Source organism: Pseudomonas sp. Marseille-Q5299 (genome assembly GCF_943737035.1).
Lineage (GTDB): Bacteria > Pseudomonadota > Gammaproteobacteria > Pseudomonadales > Pseudomonadaceae > Aquipseudomonas > Aquipseudomonas putida_E.
Window position 1 is genome coordinate 42176 of record NZ_CALSFR010000013.1, and the last position, 21585, is coordinate 63760.

The following is a 21585-nucleotide window of genomic DNA, read 5'->3' on the forward strand; positions in this document are numbered from 1 at the left end:
CAGGTAACTGGAAGATCGCGATGAACCTGATCGAAGCCATGCAAATGTTCGTGGCAGTTGTTGAGCATGGCAGCTATACCAAAGCGGCCGAGGCGCTCAATGTGCATCGCCCGGCACTCTCCAAGCTCATCCAGAATCTTGAGCACGAATTGGGCGTTCAGCTGTTACACCGCACCACGCGCAGGGTGAACACTACGCCCGCTGGCGATGAGTTCTATGAACGAAGCCTGAAATTACTCGCTGAGCTAGCGGACACGCTGGACTGGTTTTCGCCGACCCGCCCGCCGCGAGGCAAGCTCAGGATCGACATGCAGACCGTACTCGGCCAGGCGGTGATAATCCCGCGATTGCCCGAGTTCATGGATCGCTACCCTGGCCTGGAAATATCTCTGGCAACCTCTGACAATCTGAACGACCTTATCGCGCAAGGCATCGATTGTTCCGTGCGGCTCGGTGATCTGGATGATTCGAGCCTGGTTGCCAAACGTATCGGCGAGGTTGCTTTGGTGACCTGCGCGGCTCCCGCCTACGTAAAGAAACATGGGTTACCCGGCACGCTGGATGATTTACAGGCGCACCTGGCAGTCAACTTCATGGTTGAGCAGCGCCGCCAGATCATGCCTTGGCGATTCAGGGGCAACGGTAAAATGATCAGTGTAAAGATGCGCAGCGCCATCGTCGTCGACAATGCCGGGGCGTTACTCTGCTGCGCGCTGGCGGGGGTCGGGATGGTGCAGGGGTTGCGCCCGGCGTTGCAGCGATACATCGATAGCGGGGGCCTGGTGGAGGTTCTGCCGGATGTTCCAGTCGAGCCGAAGACCGTTTCCGTGCTGTTTCCGGATCGCCGGCGCCTGTCCCCCAATGTGCGCGTATTTGTCGAGTGGGTAAGTGCGTTATTCCAAGAGGAAAGGGATTCTCCGATCAGGTCAGCACGCTAGACGAGGGCAAAATCAGTTACGCAGCCCTTTGCGTCGATTGCCACCGTAAGTACCTGAGGGTCGCTCAGGCCCAGGGCCCCCTCAGTGTAGACAAACACCCACCTGAGCAATCTCAGGTCACCCAGGCTCTCGCAATTCTCATATGGGCCAAGCAGCACCTCTAGTTCGCCTGATGTGGATTGCCCGCAAACGATGTATTTCAGTTGCTCCTCAATCCGGGTAGCGCTGATGCTGAAATTCTCAAGCAGCATCTTGTGCTCCAGAGCGGTCATCAGGCGATTTGAATCCGTTTGCATCGTCTCAATACACTCCATGACCAGATCGTAGGTTTGTAGGGCAATTGCCAGTCGTAGTGGATTTTACCCATGGAATGTACTGATTAGTACAAAAAGTTGACCAAGGGTCGTGCGTGAGCTTGTTGGGCGCTGCGGCACCCGATTGTCTGAAAGTCGGCTGCATCCCTCAGCAGGGTGGCTTGATCAACAAGCACCCGCTACGGTGAGGTAATGAAGGAGATGCGGACATGGCAGATAAATATGTCGGAAAAATCATCGGTGTCGGCACGGACAACGTGCGGTACGTGATCAACATTTATCAAGATGAAACCGTTGAGCGCTCGCCGCACGGCATGGTTCGGCATGAGGGCTTGAAGCATTTCGAAATGCAGGCTGGGGGGGATGTGAAAAAGATTTCTGAAACAGAGTTCGAGGTTTTGGCTACGGGTGTGAGGGTGACTGTTCTTGACGCTCCGGTCTGAGCGCCCGTCAGTAGTTTTTGGCGCGCGACGCCCGGCCAGTCGTGCGACCCCCAAGGCACCAGAAAAAGAAAACCCGCCAACAAGTGGCGGGCCTAAAGAACGTACGAAGCAATATCAGTGTGCCTATGCACTTGTCATAAATTCGTGAAGAGCTTGTTCGCAGCCTGTCATGGCTGGCTCACTCATGGCTCAGTTCAAGTGCGCTGATCACGCACACCGAGGCATCCTCTGCCGGCGTGTCATCGCTGTAGTCCACCTGGTTGTAGACGCCGCCGTGAAAATTCAGCGTCTGCGTCGCCCAGGATGGCGCTAGTTGCAGTGCGGTCGTGGTGCCGCTGCGGCCATTGCTGCTTGCACTGACCATGCAAGCGCCACTTTCGCTCACCTCGATGCTCACATCGAAACGCGTACCCAGCGGCACCTCGGCCAGCACGGTGCTGTTGACTGGCGTGGCCTGGTTAAAATCTGAACGAAAGCCGACAGTGATTTTGCCTTTGTTCCAGAACACCTTGATTGGCGGGCTGTTATTGTCTTTCACATGCAACTGGGCAATTACCACCTTTCGCGCCAGATTTACCTTCTCCAGGGTCATTGTCTGGTGATTGCGGTGGCGCGCTGCGCTGCCCAGTGACCAATACACGGCTTCTTTCCATTCGCAGCGTGTTCGGTGAGTACTTTTGCTGGAAGCACCCTTGGTCGGCGCGGTCATGCGTATCGAGCCGTCACTCTGGCGTGCAACAACGTGGGTCAGGCTAGCCAATGCCTGTGCGCCAGTGACTTCCAAGGCGACCGGGTTGGAGGCGGATTTCGGCACCGGAGTGGTAATGATGAGACTGTCGATGTTTACTGCCATGAGATTTCTCCTTGAAAATTCCGGGTCCTGCAAGGTTTGCGAGCGTGGCAGGTGGGGGAGAAGTTCCATCGAAGAAGTCTGTCACTGATGAAGGGCAGTGCAAAAAAAGCCCGCCATTAAGGCGGGCAAGTCACGTTTGAAGGGAGAGCTTGCAGGATGAATGCTACCGGTTAAGTCAGCATTAACCCCCATCCATTGACCAGGGCTACTGATGCGCCTATATAGGCGTGCCACTTTCCCAGGAGCGACCATGCGCGACGAAGACGACCTGCACGAGCCCGAACACGATCACCTGCTCGACCACGAATTCCTCTACGACGGCTTCGAACCCGAAGCGGACGCTCAGGGTGCCGAGGATGAAGTCGAGCAGGATGATGCGTTGCTGGGTGACCTCGATGACGACGAGTGCGACCACCCAGCCTGGCACGACGACCTAGACGACTGACTCAGCGCCCGTCCAGCGAGAAGCGCCCCGGGCCGCTCACCGCCAGGAGCAGCAGGCCGCCAACAATGCTCAGGTTCTTTAGGAACTGGGTCATGTTGGTGGCCCGTTCAGGGTCAACCATGTTCCAGAATGGATGTCCGATCAGCGCGGTGCCCAGCACGAACAGGGCGAACAGGAAGGCCAGCGGGCGGGTGTAGAAGCCGAGGATCAGGATGATGGCGACGAAGAACTCCATGATCACGGCGATCGCTGCGGCAACCATGGGCGCGGGGGCGCCCAGTGAGGTCATGTAGCCGACCGTGCCATCGAAGCCGGTCAGCTTCGCCCAGCCGGAAATGACGAAGAGGATCATCAATAGCACACGGGCGATCAGGATGATCACGTCGCGTTGGCCAGCGAACAGGGAGTAGCGCATGGTGGCATTCCAGTGGATGCAGACAAGCTCCACTTTAGCAGTTGCATGGCGAATTTCCGCCGGGCAGCAAAAAGGCGCCGCAAGGGCGCCTTTCCTGGAAGTATGGTGCGAGTGGCGGGACTCGAACCCGCAAGGCTCACGCCGACAGATTTTAAGTCTGCTGTGTATACCAATTCCACCACACTCGCACGCGTGATGCCGGCACGCTTCTAAGCAGAAGGCCCTGGCAATCAAGCGCGCTTTATAACCCATTGTTATAGTTGAGTCAACTATAGCGCCTATGATCTAAGAAGTGGGGTGGCTTTGGCACAGGCGATTGACACCTTACTGTCATTAGGCCACTGTGCCGTTCCTGACTGGATCCAATGAGTGCTGCATCCATGCCCCAAGCCTGTCCTCACCGTGCTGACGGGTGCATCGTCCGCCCATGCTTGGGGGCTACTCTGGCCGAACTCATTGCCGCCCAACCGCTGTGCCTGTGGAGTTTGCATGGTTTCAGCCGACTGCATCGCCTCGCCTGTTATGACCGCCAACCGCTACGAGCAGTTGGTGCAGGCTGTGGTGGACTATGCCATCTACATGCTCGACCCTTCTGGCAATGTGGTGTCGTGGAATGCAGGCGCCGAGCGGATCAAGGGTTACCGTGCTGACGAAGTTATAGGCCGGCATTTCTCGCTGTTCTTCACCCCCCAGGACTGTGCCGAAGGGCGTCCTGACTATTTGCTCAAGCAAGCCCTTGAACTTGGCGTGGCGCAGGATGAGGGCTGGCGGGTACGCAAGGACGGTACGCAATTCTGGGCCTTGGCCGCCCTCGATGTGATCCGCGATGATCTGGGGCACATCATTGGCCTGGCCAAGGTCACGCGCGATATTACAGACCGGCGCGAATCGGCACTGCAACTGGACGCCATCCGCGCCCAACTGTTCCAGGCGCAAAAGCTCGAGGCGCTGGGCCAGTTGACCGGTGGGTTGGCGCATGATTTCAACAACCTGCTCACTATCATCATGAGTTCGGCCAAGTTGGCACTCAATAGCCAGGACCCGGCGCGTGTGCAGCGTATGCTGGAGCACATCGTGGATGCCGGCCGGCGTGGTACCCAGCTGACTCAGCAACTGCTGACGTTCGCTCGGCATCGGCAGATGGATGTCACGATGGTCGCACCCGCCACTGTGCTGGCTTCGACGCGCAGTTTGCTGGAGCACGCCTTGCCGAGCGATGTCGAGTTGCAGGAGCACCTGCAACCTGACTTGCCCGTGATCGAAGTGGATGCCGGGCAGTTACAGATGGTATTGCTCAATTTGCTGTTCAATGCCCGCGATGCAATTGGCGAGCGGGGCGCGATCTGCATTGCGCTTGATGCTGTGGTGCTGACGGGCGAAGTGGACGGGCTGCACGGCCCGTTCGTGTGCTTTGAAGTGCGCGACACCGGTGCTGGCATCGACCCCCAAGTGCTGCCACGCATCTTCGAGCCATTTTTCACCACCAAGCCTTTTGGCAAGGGTACAGGCCTTGGGCTCAGTCAGGCCTACGGCTTTGCCAAGCAAAGCAACGGCGCAATCACTGTGCAGAGCACGGTCGGCAAAGGCACCTGCATACGCCTTTACCTGCCGACGTCGGAGCGCGCTGCGGCCCCTCAACTCCACAGGTAATCCTCATGGTTCAGGCACTCAAGCGGCTGTTGACGGGGATCGAAGGGCTCGATGCCCTACTCAAGGGCGGCCTGGTCGCAGGTGGCTCATATATCGTTCAGGGGCCGCCTGGCGCCGGCAAGACCATTCTCGCCAACCAATTGGCCTGTGGTCATGTGCGCAACGGCGGCCGAGTATTGGTTGCCACCTTGCTCAGCGAGTCCCATGAACGGCTTTTTCAGTACCTGGCGACCTTGAGGTTCTTCGACTCGACGCTGATCGGTGACCAGGTCCAATTCGTCAGCGCCTTCGATACCCTTGAACAAGAGGGGCTCGATGCGGTGGTCAAATTGCTCCGCCAGGAAATCGGCCGGCAGCAAGCCAGCCTGCTGATCGTTGACGGCGTGCTCAACGCCCGGGTCCGCGCGGAAACGGCACTGGACACCAAGAAGTTCGTTTCCGAATTGCAGGGGCATGCCGCTTTTGCCGGCTGTACCGTGCTGCTGCTGACCAGTGCCCGGCTCGATGAAGGCAGCCCCGAGCACACCATGGTCGATGGCGTGATCGAACTGGGCGAACAACTGCTGGGCAGCCGCGCCGTGCGCCATGTGCAACTGCGCAAAACGCGGGGTAGTGGGGCGCTGTCCGGGCGCCATGAATGCCTGATCGACGAGGCCGGGATCCATGTGTATCCGCGCCTGGAGGCGCTGTACAGCCACCCCAGCCAGCTGGGCTCGGCCACGCTGAGCCAGGTGACCACGGGCGTATCCACGCTGGATGAAATGCTGGGGGGCGGGCTGGCCAGTGGCTCGGTCAGTTTGTTGATGGGCCCCTCGGGCGTTGGCAAGACGTCACTGGGCCTGGCCTTTCTTGGCGCAGCAACTGCCCAGAGCCCCGCGCTGCATTTTGGCTTCTATGAAACACCTGCAAGGTTACGCCTGAAGGCCACCTCCTTGGGTTACGATTTCGCCGCGCTGGAACGGCAAGGTGCTTTGCAACTGAGCTGGCAGCCGACTACCGAGGGTTTGCTCGACCAGGTTGGTGCGCGCCTGCTGGAACAAGTTCAGCAGCAGGGCAGCAAGCGTGTCCTGATAGACAGCCTGGGCGCATTCAGCCGCCTGGCAACTGATCCTGCACGGCTCAACGCGTTCTTCCGCGCCTTGACTGGCGAGCTGCGCGCACGCGATATCAGCGTCATGCTCACCTGGGAGATGCGCGACCTCTTCGGCTCGGAAATCACCGCCCCGGCCCCCGACCTGTCGAGCATCGTCGATAACCTCTTGCTGATGCGTTTTGTCGAACTGGATTCGCAACTGCGGCGCATGTTGTCTGTGCTCAAGGTGCGTGACAGCCATCACGACCCCGCGCTGCATGAGTTGCGTATCGGGCCGCAGGGCATCCACCTGGACAAGACTTTCGAGGGCTCATCCGGTGTGCTCTCGGGTACTCCGGTGCCCCAAGGCAGCGGGTGAAGGGCCTGCTGATGAACACTATCCTGATCGTCGATGACGAATACCTGATCGCCGATATCCTGGGCTTTGCCCTGGAGGACGAAGGCTTTTTGGTGGAAAAGGCGAGCAATGGGCGCAAGGCCCTGGAAGCGTTACAGGAAAAACGCGTGGATCTGGTGATCACCGATTACATGATGCCGGTGCTCAACGGCGAAGAGCTGGTGCTGGCGATCCGCAAAGAGTTGCAGTTGCCCGACCTGCCCGTGATCCTCATGAGCGGCGCGCAGGCCAGCCAGGGACGCCCGGAGCTGTTCGCTGCGGCGTTCGACAAACCGTTCGACGTGGACAAGTTGATCGCCAAAGTGCGCGAGCTGCTTGGCGCCTGAGGCTCGGGCTGCGGTGTGTGTACCCAATCGATCAAGCGCGTCCGTGCGGCTTGAAGTGTCGCAATCAGTGTTGGTCGTCGTGCTTTTCCGGGGCCGGGCTGCCGGCCTGGATACGCTTGAAGATTTCTTCCCGGTGCACCTGGACATCCTTTGGTGCATCGATGCCAATCCTCACCTGCATCCCCTTCACGCCCAGAATGGTGACTTTGATGTCATCGTTGATGACGATGCTTTCGCCAACCTTACGGGTGAGTATCAGCATGTAGTTCTCCTTGGTGATATCAAAATCCACCCGGCAAGTGCCGCAGTGGTGGGAGCCTGTCCCTCTTCCTTCTCATTAAAGACGCTTTCGGCGGATATTAATTCCCCGTCAGACAAATTCTGTTGTGTGTCTTTAGTTGCAGGTGCCGTTGTAAAACGCGGTAAGCGTCCCGGCGAAGGTGCTCGGTGGCAAGGATAGGGGGCTTCGGCCTTAATGGGAAATTTCTCTGCATGATTGCAGGCATAGGTTCGCTCAATTGGCTTGCGCTTGCTCCAGTGCCTGCAGAAACAACAGCAACGCTACCTCTTCGGGATCAAGGCCTTTGCGCACACGGCTGCCTGGCAGCTCTGCCAGGCGCCCCAAGGCGTAATGCTCCAGCACTGCAGGGTGGATGTAGCAGCGCCTGCACACGGCAGGGGTATTGCCCAGGCGCGCGGCCACCTGCTTGACGATACTCGCAACCTGGCGCTTTGCCTCGCTCTCGGGCTCCCAGGCCAGCGGCCTGAGCAGGCTCAGCGCCAGGCTGCTACCTGCCCAGGTGCGGTAATCCTTGGCAGTGAAATCGGCCCCGGTCAGTTGTTGCAGGAACTGGTTGATCTCACTGGACCCAATGCTGTGCCGCTGGCCTTCTTCGTCCAGATACTGGAACAGCGCCTGCCCCGGCAGCTCCATGCAGCGTTTGAGCAGGTTGGCCAGGCGTCGGTCGCGCAGGGTGACATTGTGTTCCACGCCGCGCTTGCCGCGGAACTGGAAGCGGATGGTGCTGCCCTCGACCTTGACGTGGCGGTTGCGCAGCGTGGTCAGGCCGTAGGATTTGTTGTCGCGCAGGTAGCGCTCGTTGCCGATGCGGATCAGTGTGTGGTCCAGCAGGCTGACCACCAGTGCCATTACCTTTTCCCGGTCCAGCCCCGGGCGCGCCAGGTGTGTCTCCAGCTGTGCGCGAAGCTTGGGCAATGCCTGGGCAAAGGCCAGCATGCGCCCATATTTGTGTTGATCGCGCAGCTCGCGCCACTGGGCGTGGTAGCGGTACTGCTTGCGGCCACGCGCATCGCGCCCTGTGGCTTGCAGGTGGCCTTGCGGGTCGGCGCAGATCCACACGTCGGTGTAGGCCGGCGGGATCACCAGGGCGGCGATGCGCGCCAGCGTTTCACTGTCGCGCACACGTTGGCCTTGGGCATCCAAATAGATGAAACGGTCACGCCAGCGGCGCCGGCTCAGGCCGGGCTGGCTATCGTCAACGTAATGCAGGCTGGCGGGCAAGTTGCAGTCAGGCATGGGCGGCAGGCCTCGTTCAGGTCACTGATCAATGGACAGCGGCCGTGCGAGCGATGCTCAGCCCAATAGCGCTACCGACTTTATTTGCGCAAACAAAGCCTGCCCCGGGTGCAGGCCGAGCTGGTCCGCCGAGAAGCGGGTGATGCGCGCCAGCAGGGCATTGCCGCCGGCATCCAGGCTTACCAGCACATGCGCCGGGTTATCCGCCGGGTGCACTTCGCGTACGCGCACCGCCAGCCGGTTGAGGATGCTGGAGGTACCATCTGCCGTTAGCGTGAGGCTGACGTCGCGGGCCTGAACCTTCACGCGCAAGGCGCTGCCCATGCTGTGTGCCGGGTGGGCAATGCGTAGTAAAGGCGCTTCGTGGCCAGCCAGGCGCAGGTCCAGCAGGCCGTACTGCGGGTCGTGGCCAACCACAAGGCCCTCGAACACCACGCCGGCATCGTCGCCCTGGGCCAGCGACAGGTCCAGGCGCGCGAGCGTCTGGCCAATCGGGCCACTGGCCGTGGCCTTGCCTTGCTCCAGCAGCACCAGGTGATCGGCCAACCGCGCCACTTCATCCTGGGCATGGCTGACGTACACCAGCGGGATGTCCAGTTCCTCGTGCAGGCGCTCCAGGTAGGGCAGGATCTCGCGCTTGCGCGGCCCGTCCAGTGCGGCCAGGGGCTCATCCATCAATAACAGGCGCGGGCTGCTGAGCAGCGCCCGGGCGATACCCACACGCTGGGCCTCGCCGCCGGACAGGGTCGCGGGCCTGCGCTCGAGCAGGTGGCCGATGCCCAGCAGCTGGCAGGCCTGGTCGAGGCTGACCTTGCGCTGGCCTGGTGCAATTCGCCGCCAGCCGAATTCCAGGTTGCCGCGCACCGACAAGTGCGGGAACAGGCTGGCCTCCTGGAATACGTAGCCGACCGGGCGCAGGTGCGGCGCCAGGAAGTGGCCACGTGTGCTGTCTTCCCAGACTTCACCGTTGACCTCGATGTACGCGCTCGCAGCCCGTTCCAGCCCGGCCAGGCAGCGCAGGCACGAGGTTTTGCCCGAGCCGGAATGGCCGAACAGCGCGCTGATGCCGCGCCCTGGCAGTTGCAGGTCGACATCCAGGGTGAAGTCGTCACGCGCAAGCTTGAGGCGCGCCACAATCGATCCGGTCATTTCAGCTCCAGCCAGGCTTGCCACGGCGCCCCGCGTACAGCAGGAGCAGCACCAGGAACGAGAACACCAGCATGGCACCTGCCAGCCAGTGGGCTTGCGTATACTCCATGGCTTCGACGTGATCGAAGATCTGCACCGAGACCACGCGGGTCTTGTCGGGGATGTTGCCGCCAATCATCAGCACCACGCCAAACTCGCCTACGGTGTGGGCAAAGCCAAGGATGCTGGCGGTGATGAAGCCAGGCCGCGCCAGTGGCAGTACCACATGCACGAAGGTGTCCCACGGGCTGGCGCGCAAGGTGGCGGCAACTTCCAGCGGGCGCTGGCCGATTGCTGCGAAGGCGTTCTGCAGCGGTTGCACCACGAACGGCAGGGAGTACACCGTCGAGCCGATCACCAGGCCAGTGAAACTGAACACCACGCTTCCCAGGCCCAGCGCCTCGGTGGCCTGGCCTATCCAACCCTGCGGGCCGAGGGCGATCAGCAGGTAAAAACCGATCACCGTCGGCGGCAGCACCAGTGGTAGCGCCACCACCGCACCCACCGGCCCGCGCAGCCAAGAGCGCGTGCGCGCCAGCCACCAGGCTATGGGCGTGCCGATGAGCAGCAAGATCAGGGTGGTCAGGCTGGCCAGTTTCACCGTCAGCCAGATGGCACCCAGGTCACTGGCGTCCAGCGGCATCAGCGTTCATAACCATAGGATTTGATCAGCGCAGCAGCTTTTGGGCCTTTGAGGTATTCAACCAGTGCCTTGGCCGCCGGGTTGTCTTTGCCCTTGTTGAGAATGACGGCGTCCTGGCGGATAGGGTCGTGCAGTTCGGGCGGTACGACCCAGGCCGAACCACTGGTGACTTTGCCGTCTTTGTAGATCTGCGACAGGGCGACGAAGCCCAGCTCGGCATTGCCGGTGGAGACGAACTGGAAGGCCTGGGTGATGTTCTGGCCTTCGACGATCTTGCCCTGGGTGGCTTCGGCCAGGCCAAGCTTGGCCAGCACCTGAGTGGCGGCCAGGCCGTAGGGTGCCGTCTTCGGGTTGGCGATGGACAGGTGCTTGTACTGGTTTTTCTTCAGTACCTCACCTTGGGCGTCAACATAGCCTTCCTTGGCCGACCACAGCGCAAGGGTGCCGATGGCGTAGGTGAAGCGCGAGCCGGGGACGATGTCCTTTTCCAGCTCTAGCTTGGCCGGGGTGCTGTCATCGGCGGCGAGGAACACTTCGAACGGTGCGCCGTTCTTGATCTGTGCGTAGAACTGCCCCGTGGCGCCATAGGCGGCGATCAGCTTGTGGCCGGTGTCTTTCTCGAAGTCCTTGGCGATGGCCTGGATCGGCGCGGTGAAGTTTGCCGCGACCGCAACCTGCACCTCGTCGGCCCAGGCGCTGTTGAGTGATAGCAGGCAGGCGAGGGCAGTGGCGGTGAGGTGGGGCAGGCGGATACGCATGAAAACAGCTCCCTAGGAGTGCAGGTTATCGTTATAGCGGTAACTATATAGCGATAGGCCCCAAGCCGGAAGGTGCTGTCTGGCTTGCAATCCTTGCAGGAGCCGGCTTGCCGGTAATCACCAGCACAGCCGGTGCCATGCCCCGCAGCCCCTGCAAGCCGGCACCCCAGATAAATTCCTAACGCCCAACCAGCGCCAACGCCCTCTCTGCAATCTCCCGGGTCAACTGTTCAGCCGGCATTGCCTTGCCCAGCCGCAACGCTTGCCCCGCCCACAAGTTGCTGAAGTCGCTGTTGCCTTGCGGGTCGGTGATTGCCCGCAACGGCATCAGCGCGCCGCCTGCCAGGGGGAAGCGTGGCGCCAGTTCACTCATCGGCCCCAGCTCGCGCATGACGCGGTTGTTGATGCCGCGCGCCGGGCGCCCGGTGAACAGGTTGGTCAGGGCCGTGTCGCTGGCCGGTGCACTGTCCAGCGCGCGTCGATGGGCCGCAGCCACCTTGGCTTGGGGGCAGAACAGGTAGGCCGTGCCGATTTGCACGGCGCTGGCGCCCAGGGCCAGTGCTGCAACCAGGCCACGGTGGTCAGCGATGCCGCCAGCGGCGATCACCGGCACGCCCACTGCATCGGCAACCTGTGGCACCAGGGCGAAGGTGCCGATCTGGCTGTTGATGTCTTCGCTGAGGAACATGCCGCGATGGCCACCGGCTTCACTGCCCATGGCAATGATCGCGTCGCAACCCTTGGCCTCCAGCCACAGCGCTTCTTCCACCGTGGTGGCACTGGACAGCACCTTGGCCCCGGCTGCTTTTACCCGCTGCAGCAATGCAGCCTCAGGCAGGCCGAAGTGGAAACTCACCACCTCAGGGCGCAATTGTTCGACCAGCCGGCAGCTGTGCTCGTCGAACGGTGCACGGTTGGAAACCGGAGTGGGAGCCTCGAAGTCGGCGCCAACTTCTGTGTAATACGGTTTGAGTGCCAGCTTCCAGCGCGTTTCGCGGTCGATGTCTGGGGTGGGCGGCTGGTGGCAGAAAAAATTCAGGTTAAGCGGGGCGCCCGGGCAAGCGCTGCGAAAGGCTGCAATCTCGCCGCGCACCTGCTCGCCCGTGAGCATGGCGCAGGGCAGGGCGCCCAGGCCACCGGCTTTGGCCACGGCGATTGCCAGGGGCGAGCCGCTGGCGCCGGCCATGGGCGCCTGGAGGATGGGCAACTCGATGCCCAGCAGATCGAGAATACGATGGTCGGGCCAGTTGCTCATGCAGTCCTCCCTGCGGTTTTACAGTGCCTTGCTGACCTGGATGTCGCTGATCTTGTCGGCGTCGTCGCCGTGGATCTTGCGCAGGGCATCGAGTGCCTGCTCGTGCGAGGCATCGGGCATGACGGCGAAATCCCAGCGGCGTTCGCCGTCGAGCTTGTATTTGATGACGTACTTGATGTTCTGGGTCATGGCGGTCTTATCTGAGTTTGGACGACGAACGACGGATGATCTTGATCTTGTGGGTCAAGGTCGGCTTGCGCGTTACCGAGATGGGACGGGTGGTGACGGTGTCGATGGTGATGTTCCAGAAACCGGTGCTGGGTACCGTGATCTTGGCCGGGAACCGCTCGAAGTGGCCACCGTGGTAAGTGTGTCGGCCGCCATTTTTGAAGCTGCGGAAGTTGGCGTCGTTCATCAGGCGGATGTTGCAGCGTTGAGAGCACTCGACGACAACGATGTCGTCCTCGTTGAGATGCTCGCGCTGGTGTACGAATTTCATGGGGTGCTCCGCAAAGTCGGGTTCTGCAAACGCGAACGATACCACGATGTCGGGATTGGCTGGCGCGCCTGATGGCATGGGGCTAGATAAATCTGCCAAAGCACGGAGCAAAAGTGCCTGGCCGTGGTCTGATGCATTCCTGATAGGTGAGGTGTGCCAAATGAAGTGGATGGTGGCGGCGTTGTCCCTGACGCTGGGTGGTTGTGTCAGCGTTTCCGAGCTGGAGCAGTCGCACGAAACGATGGATGTGATCTCTGGCAAGACGCCCCGCGAGTATGCCGACTGTGTCAAGGCAGAGCTGGCGAACACCCGTGATCCCTTGGTCGAAGAGCAGCGCGACGATGGCCTGCGGTTGATCGTGCCGCAAAAGTTGACTGCCGGCGCCGGGCCAGCGGCACTGGTGGACATCGAGGAACGTGGCAGCGGCAGCAGCATCAAGCTGCATGAACGCTTGAACAACTTCCCGCTGCGCCTGGGTGATGTGCGTACGGCGGCGACCAAGTGCATCTCTGGCGGTTGATCTGGCTCAAGTAAAACGCGCTTAACAGGCCAATTGCCATCTGTTGGTCGGGTTGGCGTTGTTGGCAATTCCCTGGCGGGGCTAGTATCCATTTGCTTATGTGTTTTAAGCCTAAGCTTATAACAAAAGAAATGGAGATTCGTGATGACCCCGTTGAGTCGAGTCCTGGTCGGCAGCCTGCTGATCCTGGCCTGGCCCATGGCGCACGCCGCCGATGGCCAGAAAATCTTCACCCAGGGTGGCGCCAACCCTGCCGCCATGGCATGCCTGGGCTGCCATGGCCCGGACGGCAAGGGTATAGCCGCCGCTGGGTTCCCCCGCCTGGCCGGCCTGCCGGCCGGCTACCTGAGCAAGCAGTTGCATGACTGGCGTGCCGGCAGCCGCAAACAGGCGGTGATGGAGCCGCTGGCCAAAGCCTTGACCGAGGATGAGATCACGGCCGTCAGCGACTACCTGGCCAGCCTGCCTGGCGAGCCGGCCCCCGGCTTGCGCCGCCAGCAAATCGCAGACGACCCCACCACCCGGCTGGCCCTTTACGGCGACTGGAGCCGCAACATCCCCGGTTGTGTGCAATGCCATGGCCCCGGTGGCAGTGGTGTCGGCGAGCACTTTCCGCCCCTGGCAGGGCAGCCTGCCAGCTACCTGGTGGCGCAACTCAACGGCTGGCGCGACGGCAGCCGCAGCAACGACCCCAATCAGCTGATGGTCGGTGTGGCCAAGGCCATGACCGACCAAGAGGTCCAGGCAATCGCAGAATTCTTTGCCAACCCTGCCAGCCAGGAGGTCAAGCCATGAAAGCCATGAAAGCCATGAAAGCCATGAAAGCCATGAAAGCATTGATGCCAGCGTTGCTGCTGTCGGCCATGGGGCACGCCGTTGCGGCGCCCATCGCCATGGAAGACCAGTCGCAGTTGAACGTTCCTGCTGCCCAGGCCTCAGCGCAGTTCGCGCCTCCCGCTGAGCGTGAGCTGCCGGACAACGCCTTCGGCAAAATGGTACGCGAGGGCCATGCGCTGTTCGTCGACACCCGCCGACTGATGCCCGAGGCGGTGGGTAATGGCATGAACTGCAGTAACTGCCACCTCGACCAGGGCCGCCTGGCAAACTCCGCGCCGATGTGGGGTGCGTACCCTATGTACCCGGCCTATCGCAAGAAGAACGACAAGGTCAACACCTACGCCGAACGTATCCAGGGCTGCTTCCAGTTCAGCATGAACGGCAAGCCCCCGGCCGCCGACAGCCCGCAGATGACTGCGCTGTCGGCCTATGCCTACTGGCTGTCCACCAAAGCGCCTACCGGTGTGGAGATCGCCGGGCGTGGCTACCCTGAAGTACCACAACCCCAGGGTGGCTACGACTTCAAGCGCGGCCAGCAGGTCTACCGCGAGCAGTGCGCCATCTGTCACGGGGACAATGGTGAAGGGCAGAAAGTGGCCGGCGAATACGTGATGCCGCCCTTGTGGGGCAAGGATTCCTACAACTGGGGTGCCGGCATGCACCGGATCAACACCGCGGCCTCCTTCATCAAGCACAACATGCCGCTGGGCCGGCCAGGCAGCCTGAGTGATCAGCAGGCGTGGGATGTGGCAGCCTGGGTCAATCGCCACGAACGGCCGCAGGACCCTCGGCTGGTGGAGGGCTCTGTCGAGAAGACCCGGCTCAAGTTCCATGCCAACGACGGGGTCAACCTGTATGGGCAGAAGGTCGAGGGGGTGCTGATCGGGCAGGGAACAGGTAGCTGACGCGCTCACCGTTGGCCTCACGGTTCTGTCATCCGGCCGTCACCGCTTTGCAACCCCTGCGGGGTAGCAATGTCCGCTATCTCACTCAAGGAGCGCGGCCATGGACCTCTGTGTGATCGGGGCAGGGTATGTAGGGTTGGTGACGGCAGCCTGTTTCGCCGGGATGGGCAACCGGGTGGTGTGCCTGGAACGCGACCCGCAGCGCCTGGCACAACTGCGTCAGGGCCAGTGTCCGATCCATGAACCGGGGCTGCAGGCACTGTTGCAATCTGGGATCGGCCAAGGGCTGCTGAGCTTCAGCGACCAGTGGCAGCCGTCGCTGGCCAAGGCGCAGGTGGTGTTCATCGCTGTCGGCACGCCCAGCCAGGAAGATGGCTCGGCCGACCTGCAGCACGTGCTGGCCGTGGCCGACAGCCTTGGCCGCCATTTGCCGCGCAGTTGCCTGGTGGTCAACAAGTCGACCGTGCCGGTGGGCACCGCAGAGCGCGTGGCCCGGCACGTGATGCAGGGCCTGCGCGACCGCAGCGCCGGTTTTACCGTCGAGGTGGCGAGCAACCCGGAGTTTCTCAAGGAAGGCAGCGCCATCGACGATTTCATGCGCCCGGACCGCATCATCATCGGCACGGACAACGAGGCAGCACGGCAGTCCTTGCAACGCCTCTACGCGCCTTTTGTGCGCAATCGCGAACGTATCCTGGTGATGTCCCCGCGTGCGGCCGAATTCAGCAAGTACGCAGCCAATGCCTTCCTGGCGACCAAGATATCGTTCATCAATGAATTGGCCGGGCTGTGCGCACACTTGGGGGTGGACATCGAACAGGTGCGCCACGGCATCGGTAGCGACCGGCGCATCGGCAGCCACTTCATCTATGCCGGCTGTGGTTATGGGGGGTCATGCTTCCCGAAGGATATTCGCGCGTTGGTCCGCACCGCCGAGCAGCAAGGTTATCAGCCTGCCATCCTGCGGGCAGTACAAGCCCGCAACGATCAGCAGAAGACCCTGTTGTTCACTGCGTTGCAGCAGCATTTCGGTGGGTTCATGCGCGGGCGTACCGTGGCGGTATGGGGGCTGGCTTTCAAACCGGGCACCGATGACCTGCGCGAGGCCCCCAGCCTGGTGCTGCTCGATGCCTTGCTGGCCGCAGGGACGCGCGTGCAGGCCTGCGATCCGGTGGCGCTGGCCGGGGTTGCCGAGCGCTATGCGCAGGCGCTGGCCAGTGGCCAACTGAAACTGACCGATGACCCCTACGCCTGCGTGGATGGTGCCGATGCACTGGCCCTGGTGACTGAATGGAAGCAGTTCCGCCAGCCGGATTTCAGCCGTGTGCGCGGGTTGATGCGCATGCCGGTGATATTTGATGGCCGTAATATTTACGATCCCTTGGAACTATCTACACTGGGTTATCTCTATCATGGCATCGGTCGGCCGCAGGCGGGGCATTGTAAGGTGACAGCCGCCTGATTAGACTGCGCCGAATTCCACAGGCTCTGCCTTTGTTTAAGGACGTTTATGATCAAGAAATGCTTGTTCCCGGCAGCCGGTTACGGCACTCGCTTCCTGCCTGCTACCAAAGCCATGCCCAAGGAAATGCTGCCAGTGGTCAACAAGCCACTGATCCAGTATGGCGTTGAAGAGGCCCTGGACGCTGGCCTGAACGAGATTTCCATCGTCACCGGCCGCGGCAAGCGCGCCCTGGAAGACCACTTCGACATCAGCTACGAGCTGGAAAACCAGATCAAGGGCACCGACAAGGAAAAATACCTGGTCGGCATCCGCCGCCTGCTCAACGAGTGCTCGTTCTCCTACACCCGCCAGACCGAAATGAAAGGCCTGGGCCACGCCATCCTGACCGGCCAGCCGCTGATCGGTGACGAACCGTTTGCTGTGGTGCTGGCGGACGACCTGTGCGTAAACCCGGAAGGTGACGGCGTACTGACCCAGATGGTCAAACTGTACAACCAGTTCCGCTGCTCGATCATCGCCATTCAGGAAGTCGACCCGCAGGAAACCAACAAGTACGGCGTGATTGCCGGCGACATGATCCGCGACGACATCTTCCGTGTGACCAACATGGTCGAAAAACCAGCGCCGGAAGACGCCCCGTCGAACCTGGCGATCATCGGCCGCTACATCCTGACCCCGGATATCTTCGATATCATCCGCAACACCCCACCGGGCAAAGGCGGCGAGATCCAGATCACCGACGCACTGATGCAGCAGGCACAGAACGGCTGCGTGATCGCCTACAAGTTCAAGGGCCAGCGTTTCGACTGCGGCGGCGCCGAAGGCTACATCGACGCCACCAACTTCTGCTTCGAGAACTACTACAAGACCGGCAAGGCTTACTGATAAGCCCCTGCAGGTCGACGAGCCACCCTTCGGGGTGGCTTTTTTGTTTGTGGCGGCCAACGGCGGTATGCTGAGCGCCAGCCAAGGAGACTGAATACATGGCCTACGATTTTGATCTGTTCGTGATTGGTGCCGGGTCCGGTGGTGTGCGAGCGGCACGCTTCGCCGCGGGCTTTGGTGCAAAAGTGGCGGTGGCCGAGAGCCGCTACCTGGGTGGTACCTGCGTCAACGTCGGTTGTGTGCCCAAGAAGCTGCTGGTGTATGGCGCCCACGTCGCCGATGAGCTGGAGCAGGCTGCCGGCTACGGCTGGTCCCTGGAAGAGGGCCACTTCGACTGGGGTACCCTGATCGCCAACAAGAACCGCGAAATCGAGCGCCTCAACGGCATCTATCGCAACCTGCTGGTCAACAGCGGCGTGACCTTGCTGGAAGGCCATGCGCGCATCACCGGCGCCAACGAAGTGGAAGTGCAGGGCCAGCGCTACAGCGCCGGGCACATCCTCATCGCTACGGGGGGCTGGCCACAGGTGCCGGATATCCCGGGCAAAGAACTGGCCATCACCTCCAACGAGGCGTTCTACCTCAAAGAACTGCCACGCCGGGTGCTGGTGGTGGGGGGCGGCTACATCGCGGTCGAGTTCGCCGGCATTTTCCAGGGCCTGGGCGCCGCCACCACGTTGCTGTACCGCGGCGAGATGTTCCTGCGCGGCTTCGACGGCTCGGTGCGTACCCACTTGAAGGAAGAACTGGAAAAACGCGGCATGGACTTGCAGTTCAATGCCGATATCCAGCGCATCGAGCAGCTTGAGGACGGCAGCCTGAAGGCCACGCTCAAGGATGGCCGCGAGCTGCTCACCGATTGTGTGTTCTACGCCACCGGCCGACGCCCGATGCTCGACAATCTGGGCCTGGAAAACACCGGTGTGGAGCTGGATGCCCGCGGTTATATTCGCGTCGACGAGCAGTACCAGACCACCGCCCCGTCGATCCTGGCCATTGGCGATGTGATTGGCCGCGTGCAGCTCACCCCGGTCGCCCTGGCCGAAGGCATGGCCGTGGCGCGGCGCCTGTTCAAACCCGAGCAGTACCGCCCGGTGGATTACCAGAACATCCCCACCGCGGTGTTCAGCCAGCCGCCGATCGGTACCGTAGGCCTGACTGAAGAGCAGGCGCTGGAAGCTGGGCACAAGGTGCAGGTCTTCGAGAGCCGCTTCCGCGCCATGAAACTGACCCTCACCGACATCCAGGAAAAGACCCTGATGAAGCTGGTGGTCGACGCCGAGACCGACAAGGTGCTGGGCTGCCACATGGTCGGCCCTGATGCCGGCGAGATCATTCAGGGGTTGGGTGTTGCCCTGAAGGCTGGCGCTACCAAGCAGCAGTTCGACGAGACCATTGGCGTGCACCCGACGGCGGCGGAAGAGTTCGTCACCATGCGGACCGTTACGCGCTAAACCTCACGGACCCTATCGCCGGCAAGCCGGCTCTCACAGGTACGGCCCAGCTCTCAAGCTCGGCGCCGTACCTGTGTGTCCTGGCGTGCCAGTGATAGGCCCCTCAAATGCTTGCGCAATCCTTTGCTCAGCCCAATCCCTTCTATTAATAAACCTCGCTTATAGCCAAAACCAATCGCAAGCATGAGGTTTGCCAATGAGCCTTCGTGGCGACCAGCGGTTAGGATTCTCTCCGTCAACTGATTTCAACCCCATGAAGGAGCGTCTCTCATGCCTATCATCAACAGCCAGGTCAAACCGTTCAACGCCACCGCCTTCCACAACGGCGAATTCGTTCAGGTAAGCGAAGCCGACCTGAAGGGCAAGTGGTCTGTCGTGTTCTTCTACCCGGCCGACTTCACTTTCGTCTGCCCGACCGAGCTGGGTGACCTTGCTGACAACTACGCCGAGTTCCAGAAGCTGGGCGTGGAAATCTACGGTGTGTCCACCGACACCCACTTCACCCACAAAGCCTGGCACGACACTTCCGACACCATCAGCAAGATCAAGTACCCGCTGATCGGTGACCCGACCCACGTCATCTCGCGCAACTTCGACGTGCTGATCGAAGAAGCCGGTATGGCCGACCGCGGTACTTTCGTGATCAACCCGGAAGGCCAGATCAAGATCGTCGAAATCAACGACGGTGGTGTAGGCCGCGACGCCAGCGAGCTGCTGCGCAAGGTCAAGGCTGCCCAGTACATCGCCGCTCACCCAGGTGAAGTCTGCCCGGCCAAGTGGAAAGAAGGCGAAGCTACCCTCGCGCCATCCCTGGACCTGGTCGGCAAAATCTAAGACCGTGCGCCAGTCGTGGGCGGTGAGCAGCCGCCAAAGCTGAAGTACTCACTGCCCCGCCAAACGCCCGGGCGCTATTGCCTGGGCGTTTTTGTATCCGAAGATTGAAAAAGGAATCGCCCGTATGTTGGACGCCACGCTTAAATCGCAACTGAAAACCTACCTGGAGCGGGTCACCCAGCCGATCGAGATCGTTGCTTCCCTCGACGACGGCGCGAAGTCCCGCGAATTGCACGACCTGCTGGTGGAAATTGCCAGCCTGTCGAACCTCATTACCTTGAGCGCGGACGGTACCGACGCCCGTCGCCCGTCGTTCTCGCTCAACCGCCCGGGCGCTGACATCAGCCTGCGTTTTGCCGGCATCCCCATGGGCCACGAATTCACCTCCCTGGTGCTGGCGCTGCTGCAAGTCGGCGGCCACCCCTCCAAGGCCAGCGCCGAAGTGATCGAGCAGATCCAGGCCCTGGAAGGCGAGTTCACCTTCGAGACCTATTTCTCGCTGTCGTGCCAGAACTGCCCGGACGTGGTCCAGGCGCTGAACCTGATGGCGGTGCTCAACCCGAACGTACGCCACGTGGCCATCGACGGTGCGCTGTTCCAGGACGAAGTCGAGTCGCGCAAGATCATGGCCGTGCCCAGCATCTACCTGAACGGCGAAGTGTTCGGCCAGGGGCGCATGGGCCTTGAGGAAATCCTCGGCAAGATCGACACCAACGCCGGCGCCCGCCAGGCCGAGAAGATCAATGCCAAGGACGCCTTTGACGTGCTGGTGGTCGGCGGCGGCCCCGCCGGTGCCGCGGCTGCCATCTACGCAGCACGCAAAGGCATCCGTACCGGTGTCGCTGCCGAGCGTTTCGGCGGCCAGGTGCTCGATACCATGGCCATCGAGAACTTCATCTCGGTGCAGGAAACCGAGGGGCCGAAACTGGCAACTGCACTGGAAGAGCACGTCAAGCAGTACGACGTCGACATCATGAACCTGCAGCGCGGTGAAGCACTGATTCCTGCCACCGACGGCGGCCTGCACGAAGTACGCCTTGCCGGCGGTGCCTCGCTCAAAGCCAAGACTGTGATCCTCGCCACCGGCGCCCGCTGGCGCGAAATGAACGTGCCGGGTGAGCAGGAATACCGTGCCCGTGGCGTGGCTTACTGCCCGCACTGCGATGGCCCGCTGTTCAAGGGCAAGCGTGTGGCGGTGATCGGTGGCGGCAACTCCGGCGTGGAAGCAGCCATTGACCTGGCCGGCATCGTCGCGCAGGTGACGTTGATCGAATTCGACAGCCAGCTGCGTGCCGATGCCGTGCTGCAGCGCAAGTTGCACAGCTTGCCGAACGTCAAGGTGATCACCAGCGCGCAGACCACCGAAGTGGTGGGCAATGGCGAGAAGGTAACCGGCCTGCGCTACAAGGACCGTACCACCGACGAGCAGCATGACCTGGCGCTGGAAGGTATCTTCGTGCAGATCGGCCTGTTGCCTAACACCGACTGGCTCAAGGGGACGATCGAGCTGTCGCCGCGCGGCGAGATCATCGTCGATGCCAGAGGTGCGACCAGCATCCCGGGCGTGTTCGCAGCCGGTGATGTGACCACCGTGCCGTACAAGCAGATCGTCATTGCGGTGGGTGAGGGTGCCAAGGCATCGCTGGCGGCCTTCGATCACCTGATCCGTACCTCGGCGCCGGCGTAATCCTGAAAACCGGGGGTGTCTATGCTTACTGCAGACACCCTCGGAAATTCAAGCCATGACCCTGATCAGCCGCGAACCCTGGTGGTTAGTGCCACCCCAGCCCGGGCAGCAGGAGCAGGACCTGCACTGGGGTTACCTGGAAATCTACGCAGACGGCCGTACCGTGTTCGTCGACCAGCGCCCCAGTGAGCGGGAAATGGCCGAGCGCAAAAGCTGCCGCAACTTCCCTGAACCGGAACACTGA

26 protein-coding genes and 1 tRNA gene are annotated in these 21585 nt (G+C 61.5%); 15 read left to right on the forward strand and 12 right to left on the reverse strand.

The window, feature by feature from the left end; translation table 11 throughout:
• The first annotated feature begins 20 nt into the window (after positions 1–20).
• A complete protein-coding gene (locus tag NGJ21_RS24860) occupies positions 21–938 on the forward strand; it encodes a LysR family transcriptional regulator (RefSeq protein ID WP_115274391.1) in 918 nt (305 codons plus the stop codon).
• Here NGJ21_RS24860 and NGJ21_RS24865 read toward each other — a convergent pair.
• Complete coding sequence (locus tag NGJ21_RS24865; protein ID WP_144415451.1) at positions 935–1252, reverse strand: hypothetical protein; 318 nt, start codon at positions 1250–1252, stop codon at positions 935–937. The genes NGJ21_RS24860 and NGJ21_RS24865 overlap by 4 nt on opposite strands.
• Positions 1253–1461: 209 nt before the next feature.
• On the opposite strand from NGJ21_RS24865, the gene NGJ21_RS24870 reads away from it, so the two are divergent.
• Positions 1462–1695, forward strand: a complete 234-nt coding sequence (locus NGJ21_RS24870; RefSeq protein ID WP_196996605.1) for a hypothetical protein — start codon at positions 1462–1464, stop codon at positions 1693–1695.
• Positions 1696–1873: 178 nt separating this feature from the next.
• Here the strand turns inward: NGJ21_RS24870 and NGJ21_RS24875 are convergent, their stop codons facing one another.
• On the reverse strand, positions 1874–2548 hold the full coding sequence (locus NGJ21_RS24875; protein ID WP_119687347.1) for a polysaccharide lyase family 7 protein: 675 nt from the start codon (positions 2546–2548) through the stop codon (positions 1874–1876).
• A 250-nt stretch (positions 2549–2798) separates the two neighbouring features.
• Here NGJ21_RS24875 and NGJ21_RS24880 point away from each other — a divergent pair, with 250 nt between their 5' ends.
• Entirely contained in the window at positions 2799–2993 is a 195-nt protein-coding gene (locus tag NGJ21_RS24880) for a hypothetical protein (RefSeq protein ID WP_237858803.1), read from the forward strand.
• A 1-nt stretch (position 2994) separates the two neighbouring features.
• On the opposite strand, the gene NGJ21_RS24885 is transcribed toward NGJ21_RS24880, so the two are convergent.
• Positions 2995–3408: a DoxX family protein gene (locus NGJ21_RS24885; RefSeq protein WP_196996603.1), complete on the reverse strand. Its 414-nt coding sequence runs from the start codon at positions 3406–3408 to the stop codon at positions 2995–2997.
• A gap of 103 nt (positions 3409–3511) precedes the next feature.
• A tRNA-Leu gene (locus NGJ21_RS24890) sits at positions 3512–3596 on the reverse strand.
• A 301-nt stretch (positions 3597–3897) separates the two neighbouring features.
• On the opposite strand from NGJ21_RS24890, the gene NGJ21_RS24895 reads away from it, so the two are divergent.
• From NGJ21_RS24895 to NGJ21_RS24905, 3 genes are read left to right on the forward strand one after another with little or no spacing between them, the layout of a single operon-like run.
• Entirely contained in the window at positions 3898–5058 is a 1161-nt protein-coding gene (locus NGJ21_RS24895; protein WP_046785729.1) for a two-component system sensor histidine kinase NtrB, read from the forward strand.
• Between the two features lie 5 nt (positions 5059–5063).
• Positions 5064–6509 (forward strand): ATPase domain-containing protein, encoded by a 1446-nt coding sequence (locus NGJ21_RS24900; protein ID WP_115274396.1) that lies wholly within the window; start codon positions 5064–5066, stop codon positions 6507–6509.
• A gap of 11 nt (positions 6510–6520) precedes the next feature.
• Positions 6521–6874 carry a response regulator gene (locus NGJ21_RS24905; protein ID WP_012315048.1) on the forward strand — a complete coding sequence of 118 codons (354 nt, stop codon included), beginning with the start codon at positions 6521–6523 and terminating at the stop codon, positions 6872–6874.
• Between the two features lie 64 nt (positions 6875–6938).
• Here the strand turns inward: NGJ21_RS24905 and csrA are convergent, their stop codons facing one another.
• The 8 genes from csrA to NGJ21_RS24945 all read right to left on the reverse strand — a co-directional run bounded on the left by csrA (position 6939) and on the right by NGJ21_RS24945 (position 12754).
• Positions 6939–7136, reverse strand: a complete 198-nt coding sequence (csrA, locus tag NGJ21_RS24910) for a carbon storage regulator CsrA (RefSeq protein WP_012315047.1) — start codon at positions 7134–7136, stop codon at positions 6939–6941.
• A 252-nt stretch (positions 7137–7388) separates the two neighbouring features.
• Positions 7389–8411: a DNA topoisomerase IB gene (locus NGJ21_RS24915; RefSeq protein WP_046785731.1), complete on the reverse strand. Its 1023-nt coding sequence runs from the start codon at positions 8409–8411 to the stop codon at positions 7389–7391.
• Positions 8412–8468: 57 nt separating this feature from the next.
• Positions 8469–9560 carry a molybdenum ABC transporter ATP-binding protein gene (gene modC / locus NGJ21_RS24920; protein ID WP_046785732.1) on the reverse strand — a complete coding sequence of 364 codons (1092 nt, stop codon included), beginning with the start codon at positions 9558–9560 and terminating at the stop codon, positions 8469–8471.
• Position 9561: 1 nt separating this feature from the next.
• Positions 9562–10242 (reverse strand): molybdate ABC transporter permease subunit, encoded by a 681-nt coding sequence (modB, locus tag NGJ21_RS24925; RefSeq protein ID WP_119687344.1) that lies wholly within the window; start codon positions 10240–10242, stop codon positions 9562–9564.
• A complete protein-coding gene (gene modA / locus NGJ21_RS24930) occupies positions 10242–11000 on the reverse strand; it encodes a molybdate ABC transporter substrate-binding protein (protein WP_115274398.1) in 759 nt (252 codons plus the stop codon). Before modA ends, modB begins: the two co-directional genes overlap by 1 nt.
• 178 nt (positions 11001–11178) lie before the next feature.
• Entirely contained in the window at positions 11179–12255 is a 1077-nt protein-coding gene (locus NGJ21_RS24935; RefSeq protein ID WP_115274399.1) for an NAD(P)H-dependent flavin oxidoreductase, read from the reverse strand.
• Positions 12256–12273: 18 nt separating this feature from the next.
• Positions 12274–12444, reverse strand: a complete 171-nt coding sequence (locus tag NGJ21_RS24940; protein ID WP_012315041.1) for a hypothetical protein — start codon at positions 12442–12444, stop codon at positions 12274–12276.
• 7 nt (positions 12445–12451) lie between these two features.
• Positions 12452–12754, reverse strand: a complete 303-nt coding sequence (locus NGJ21_RS24945) for a DUF1883 domain-containing protein (protein WP_046785735.1) — start codon at positions 12752–12754, stop codon at positions 12452–12454.
• Between the two features lie 160 nt (positions 12755–12914).
• Here NGJ21_RS24945 and NGJ21_RS24950 point away from each other — a divergent pair, with 160 nt between their 5' ends.
• The 9 genes from NGJ21_RS24950 to NGJ21_RS24990 all read left to right on the forward strand — a co-directional run bounded on the left by NGJ21_RS24950 (position 12915) and on the right by NGJ21_RS24990 (position 21585).
• Positions 12915–13274 carry a hypothetical protein gene (locus NGJ21_RS24950; protein WP_039602624.1) on the forward strand — a complete coding sequence of 120 codons (360 nt, stop codon included), beginning with the start codon at positions 12915–12917 and terminating at the stop codon, positions 13272–13274.
• A gap of 144 nt (positions 13275–13418) precedes the next feature.
• Positions 13419–14069 (forward strand): c-type cytochrome, encoded by a 651-nt coding sequence (locus tag NGJ21_RS24955; protein WP_115274400.1) that lies wholly within the window; start codon positions 13419–13421, stop codon positions 14067–14069.
• A 32-nt stretch (positions 14070–14101) separates the two neighbouring features.
• Entirely contained in the window at positions 14102–15016 is a 915-nt protein-coding gene (locus tag NGJ21_RS24960; protein WP_046786371.1) for a c-type cytochrome, read from the forward strand.
• A gap of 100 nt (positions 15017–15116) precedes the next feature.
• Positions 15117–16478, forward strand: coding sequence for a UDP-glucose dehydrogenase family protein (locus NGJ21_RS24965; RefSeq protein ID WP_251962832.1), 1362 nt, complete (start codon positions 15117–15119; stop codon positions 16476–16478).
• Between the two features lie 48 nt (positions 16479–16526).
• Positions 16527–17366 carry a UTP--glucose-1-phosphate uridylyltransferase GalU gene (galU, locus tag NGJ21_RS24970; RefSeq protein ID WP_012315035.1) on the forward strand — a complete coding sequence of 280 codons (840 nt, stop codon included), beginning with the start codon at positions 16527–16529 and terminating at the stop codon, positions 17364–17366.
• Positions 17367–17464: 98 nt separating this feature from the next.
• Positions 17465–18820, forward strand: a complete 1356-nt coding sequence (gorA, locus tag NGJ21_RS24975; RefSeq protein ID WP_115274402.1) for a glutathione-disulfide reductase — start codon at positions 17465–17467, stop codon at positions 18818–18820.
• 270 nt (positions 18821–19090) lie between these two features.
• Positions 19091–19654 carry an alkyl hydroperoxide reductase subunit C gene (gene ahpC, locus NGJ21_RS24980; RefSeq protein WP_012315033.1) on the forward strand — a complete coding sequence of 188 codons (564 nt, stop codon included), beginning with the start codon at positions 19091–19093 and terminating at the stop codon, positions 19652–19654.
• Between the two features lie 124 nt (positions 19655–19778).
• Positions 19779–21341: an alkyl hydroperoxide reductase subunit F gene (gene ahpF / locus NGJ21_RS24985; protein ID WP_251962833.1), complete on the forward strand. Its 1563-nt coding sequence runs from the start codon at positions 19779–19781 to the stop codon at positions 21339–21341.
• A 55-nt stretch (positions 21342–21396) separates the two neighbouring features.
• On the forward strand, positions 21397–21585 hold the full coding sequence (locus NGJ21_RS24990; protein ID WP_046785739.1) for a hypothetical protein: 189 nt from the start codon (positions 21397–21399) through the stop codon (positions 21583–21585).

Coding starts and splice junctions, on each gene's coding strand:
- NGJ21_RS24860 (WP_115274391.1), top strand. CDS start 21: ATGAACCTGATCGAAGCCATGCAAATGTTCGTGGCAGTTGTTGAGCAT.
- NGJ21_RS24865 (WP_144415451.1), bottom strand. CDS start 1,252: ATGGAGTGTATTGAGACGATGCAAACGGATTCAAATCGCCTGATGACC.
- NGJ21_RS24870 (WP_196996605.1), top strand. CDS start 1,462: ATGGCAGATAAATATGTCGGAAAAATCATCGGTGTCGGCACGGACAAC.
- NGJ21_RS24875 (WP_119687347.1), bottom strand. CDS start 2,548: ATGGCAGTAAACATCGACAGTCTCATCATTACCACTCCGGTGCCGAAA.
- NGJ21_RS24880 (WP_237858803.1), top strand. CDS start 2,799: ATGCGCGACGAAGACGACCTGCACGAGCCCGAACACGATCACCTGCTC.
- NGJ21_RS24885 (WP_196996603.1), bottom strand. CDS start 3,408: ATGCGCTACTCCCTGTTCGCTGGCCAACGCGACGTGATCATCCTGATC.
- NGJ21_RS24895 (WP_046785729.1), top strand. CDS start 3,898: ATGGTTTCAGCCGACTGCATCGCCTCGCCTGTTATGACCGCCAACCGC.
- NGJ21_RS24900 (WP_115274396.1), top strand. CDS start 5,064: ATGGTTCAGGCACTCAAGCGGCTGTTGACGGGGATCGAAGGGCTCGAT.
- NGJ21_RS24905 (WP_012315048.1), top strand. CDS start 6,521: ATGAACACTATCCTGATCGTCGATGACGAATACCTGATCGCCGATATC.
- csrA (WP_012315047.1), bottom strand. CDS start 7,136: ATGCTGATACTCACCCGTAAGGTTGGCGAAAGCATCGTCATCAACGAT.
- NGJ21_RS24915 (WP_046785731.1), bottom strand. CDS start 8,411: ATGCCTGACTGCAACTTGCCCGCCAGCCTGCATTACGTTGACGATAGC.
- modC (WP_046785732.1), bottom strand. CDS start 9,560: ATGACCGGATCGATTGTGGCGCGCCTCAAGCTTGCGCGTGACGACTTC.
- modB (WP_119687344.1), bottom strand. CDS start 10,242: ATGCCGCTGGACGCCAGTGACCTGGGTGCCATCTGGCTGACGGTGAAA.
- modA (WP_115274398.1), bottom strand. CDS start 11,000: ATGCGTATCCGCCTGCCCCACCTCACCGCCACTGCCCTCGCCTGCCTG.
- NGJ21_RS24935 (WP_115274399.1), bottom strand. CDS start 12,255: ATGAGCAACTGGCCCGACCATCGTATTCTCGATCTGCTGGGCATCGAG.
- NGJ21_RS24940 (WP_012315041.1), bottom strand. CDS start 12,444: ATGACCCAGAACATCAAGTACGTCATCAAATACAAGCTCGACGGCGAA.
- NGJ21_RS24945 (WP_046785735.1), bottom strand. CDS start 12,754: ATGAAATTCGTACACCAGCGCGAGCATCTCAACGAGGACGACATCGTT.
- NGJ21_RS24950 (WP_039602624.1), top strand. CDS start 12,915: ATGAAGTGGATGGTGGCGGCGTTGTCCCTGACGCTGGGTGGTTGTGTC.
- NGJ21_RS24955 (WP_115274400.1), top strand. CDS start 13,419: ATGACCCCGTTGAGTCGAGTCCTGGTCGGCAGCCTGCTGATCCTGGCC.
- NGJ21_RS24960 (WP_046786371.1), top strand. CDS start 14,102: ATGAAAGCATTGATGCCAGCGTTGCTGCTGTCGGCCATGGGGCACGCC.
- NGJ21_RS24965 (WP_251962832.1), top strand. CDS start 15,117: ATGGACCTCTGTGTGATCGGGGCAGGGTATGTAGGGTTGGTGACGGCA.
- galU (WP_012315035.1), top strand. CDS start 16,527: ATGATCAAGAAATGCTTGTTCCCGGCAGCCGGTTACGGCACTCGCTTC.
- gorA (WP_115274402.1), top strand. CDS start 17,465: ATGGCCTACGATTTTGATCTGTTCGTGATTGGTGCCGGGTCCGGTGGT.
- ahpC (WP_012315033.1), top strand. CDS start 19,091: ATGCCTATCATCAACAGCCAGGTCAAACCGTTCAACGCCACCGCCTTC.
- ahpF (WP_251962833.1), top strand. CDS start 19,779: ATGTTGGACGCCACGCTTAAATCGCAACTGAAAACCTACCTGGAGCGG.
- NGJ21_RS24990 (WP_046785739.1), top strand. CDS start 21,397: ATGACCCTGATCAGCCGCGAACCCTGGTGGTTAGTGCCACCCCAGCCC.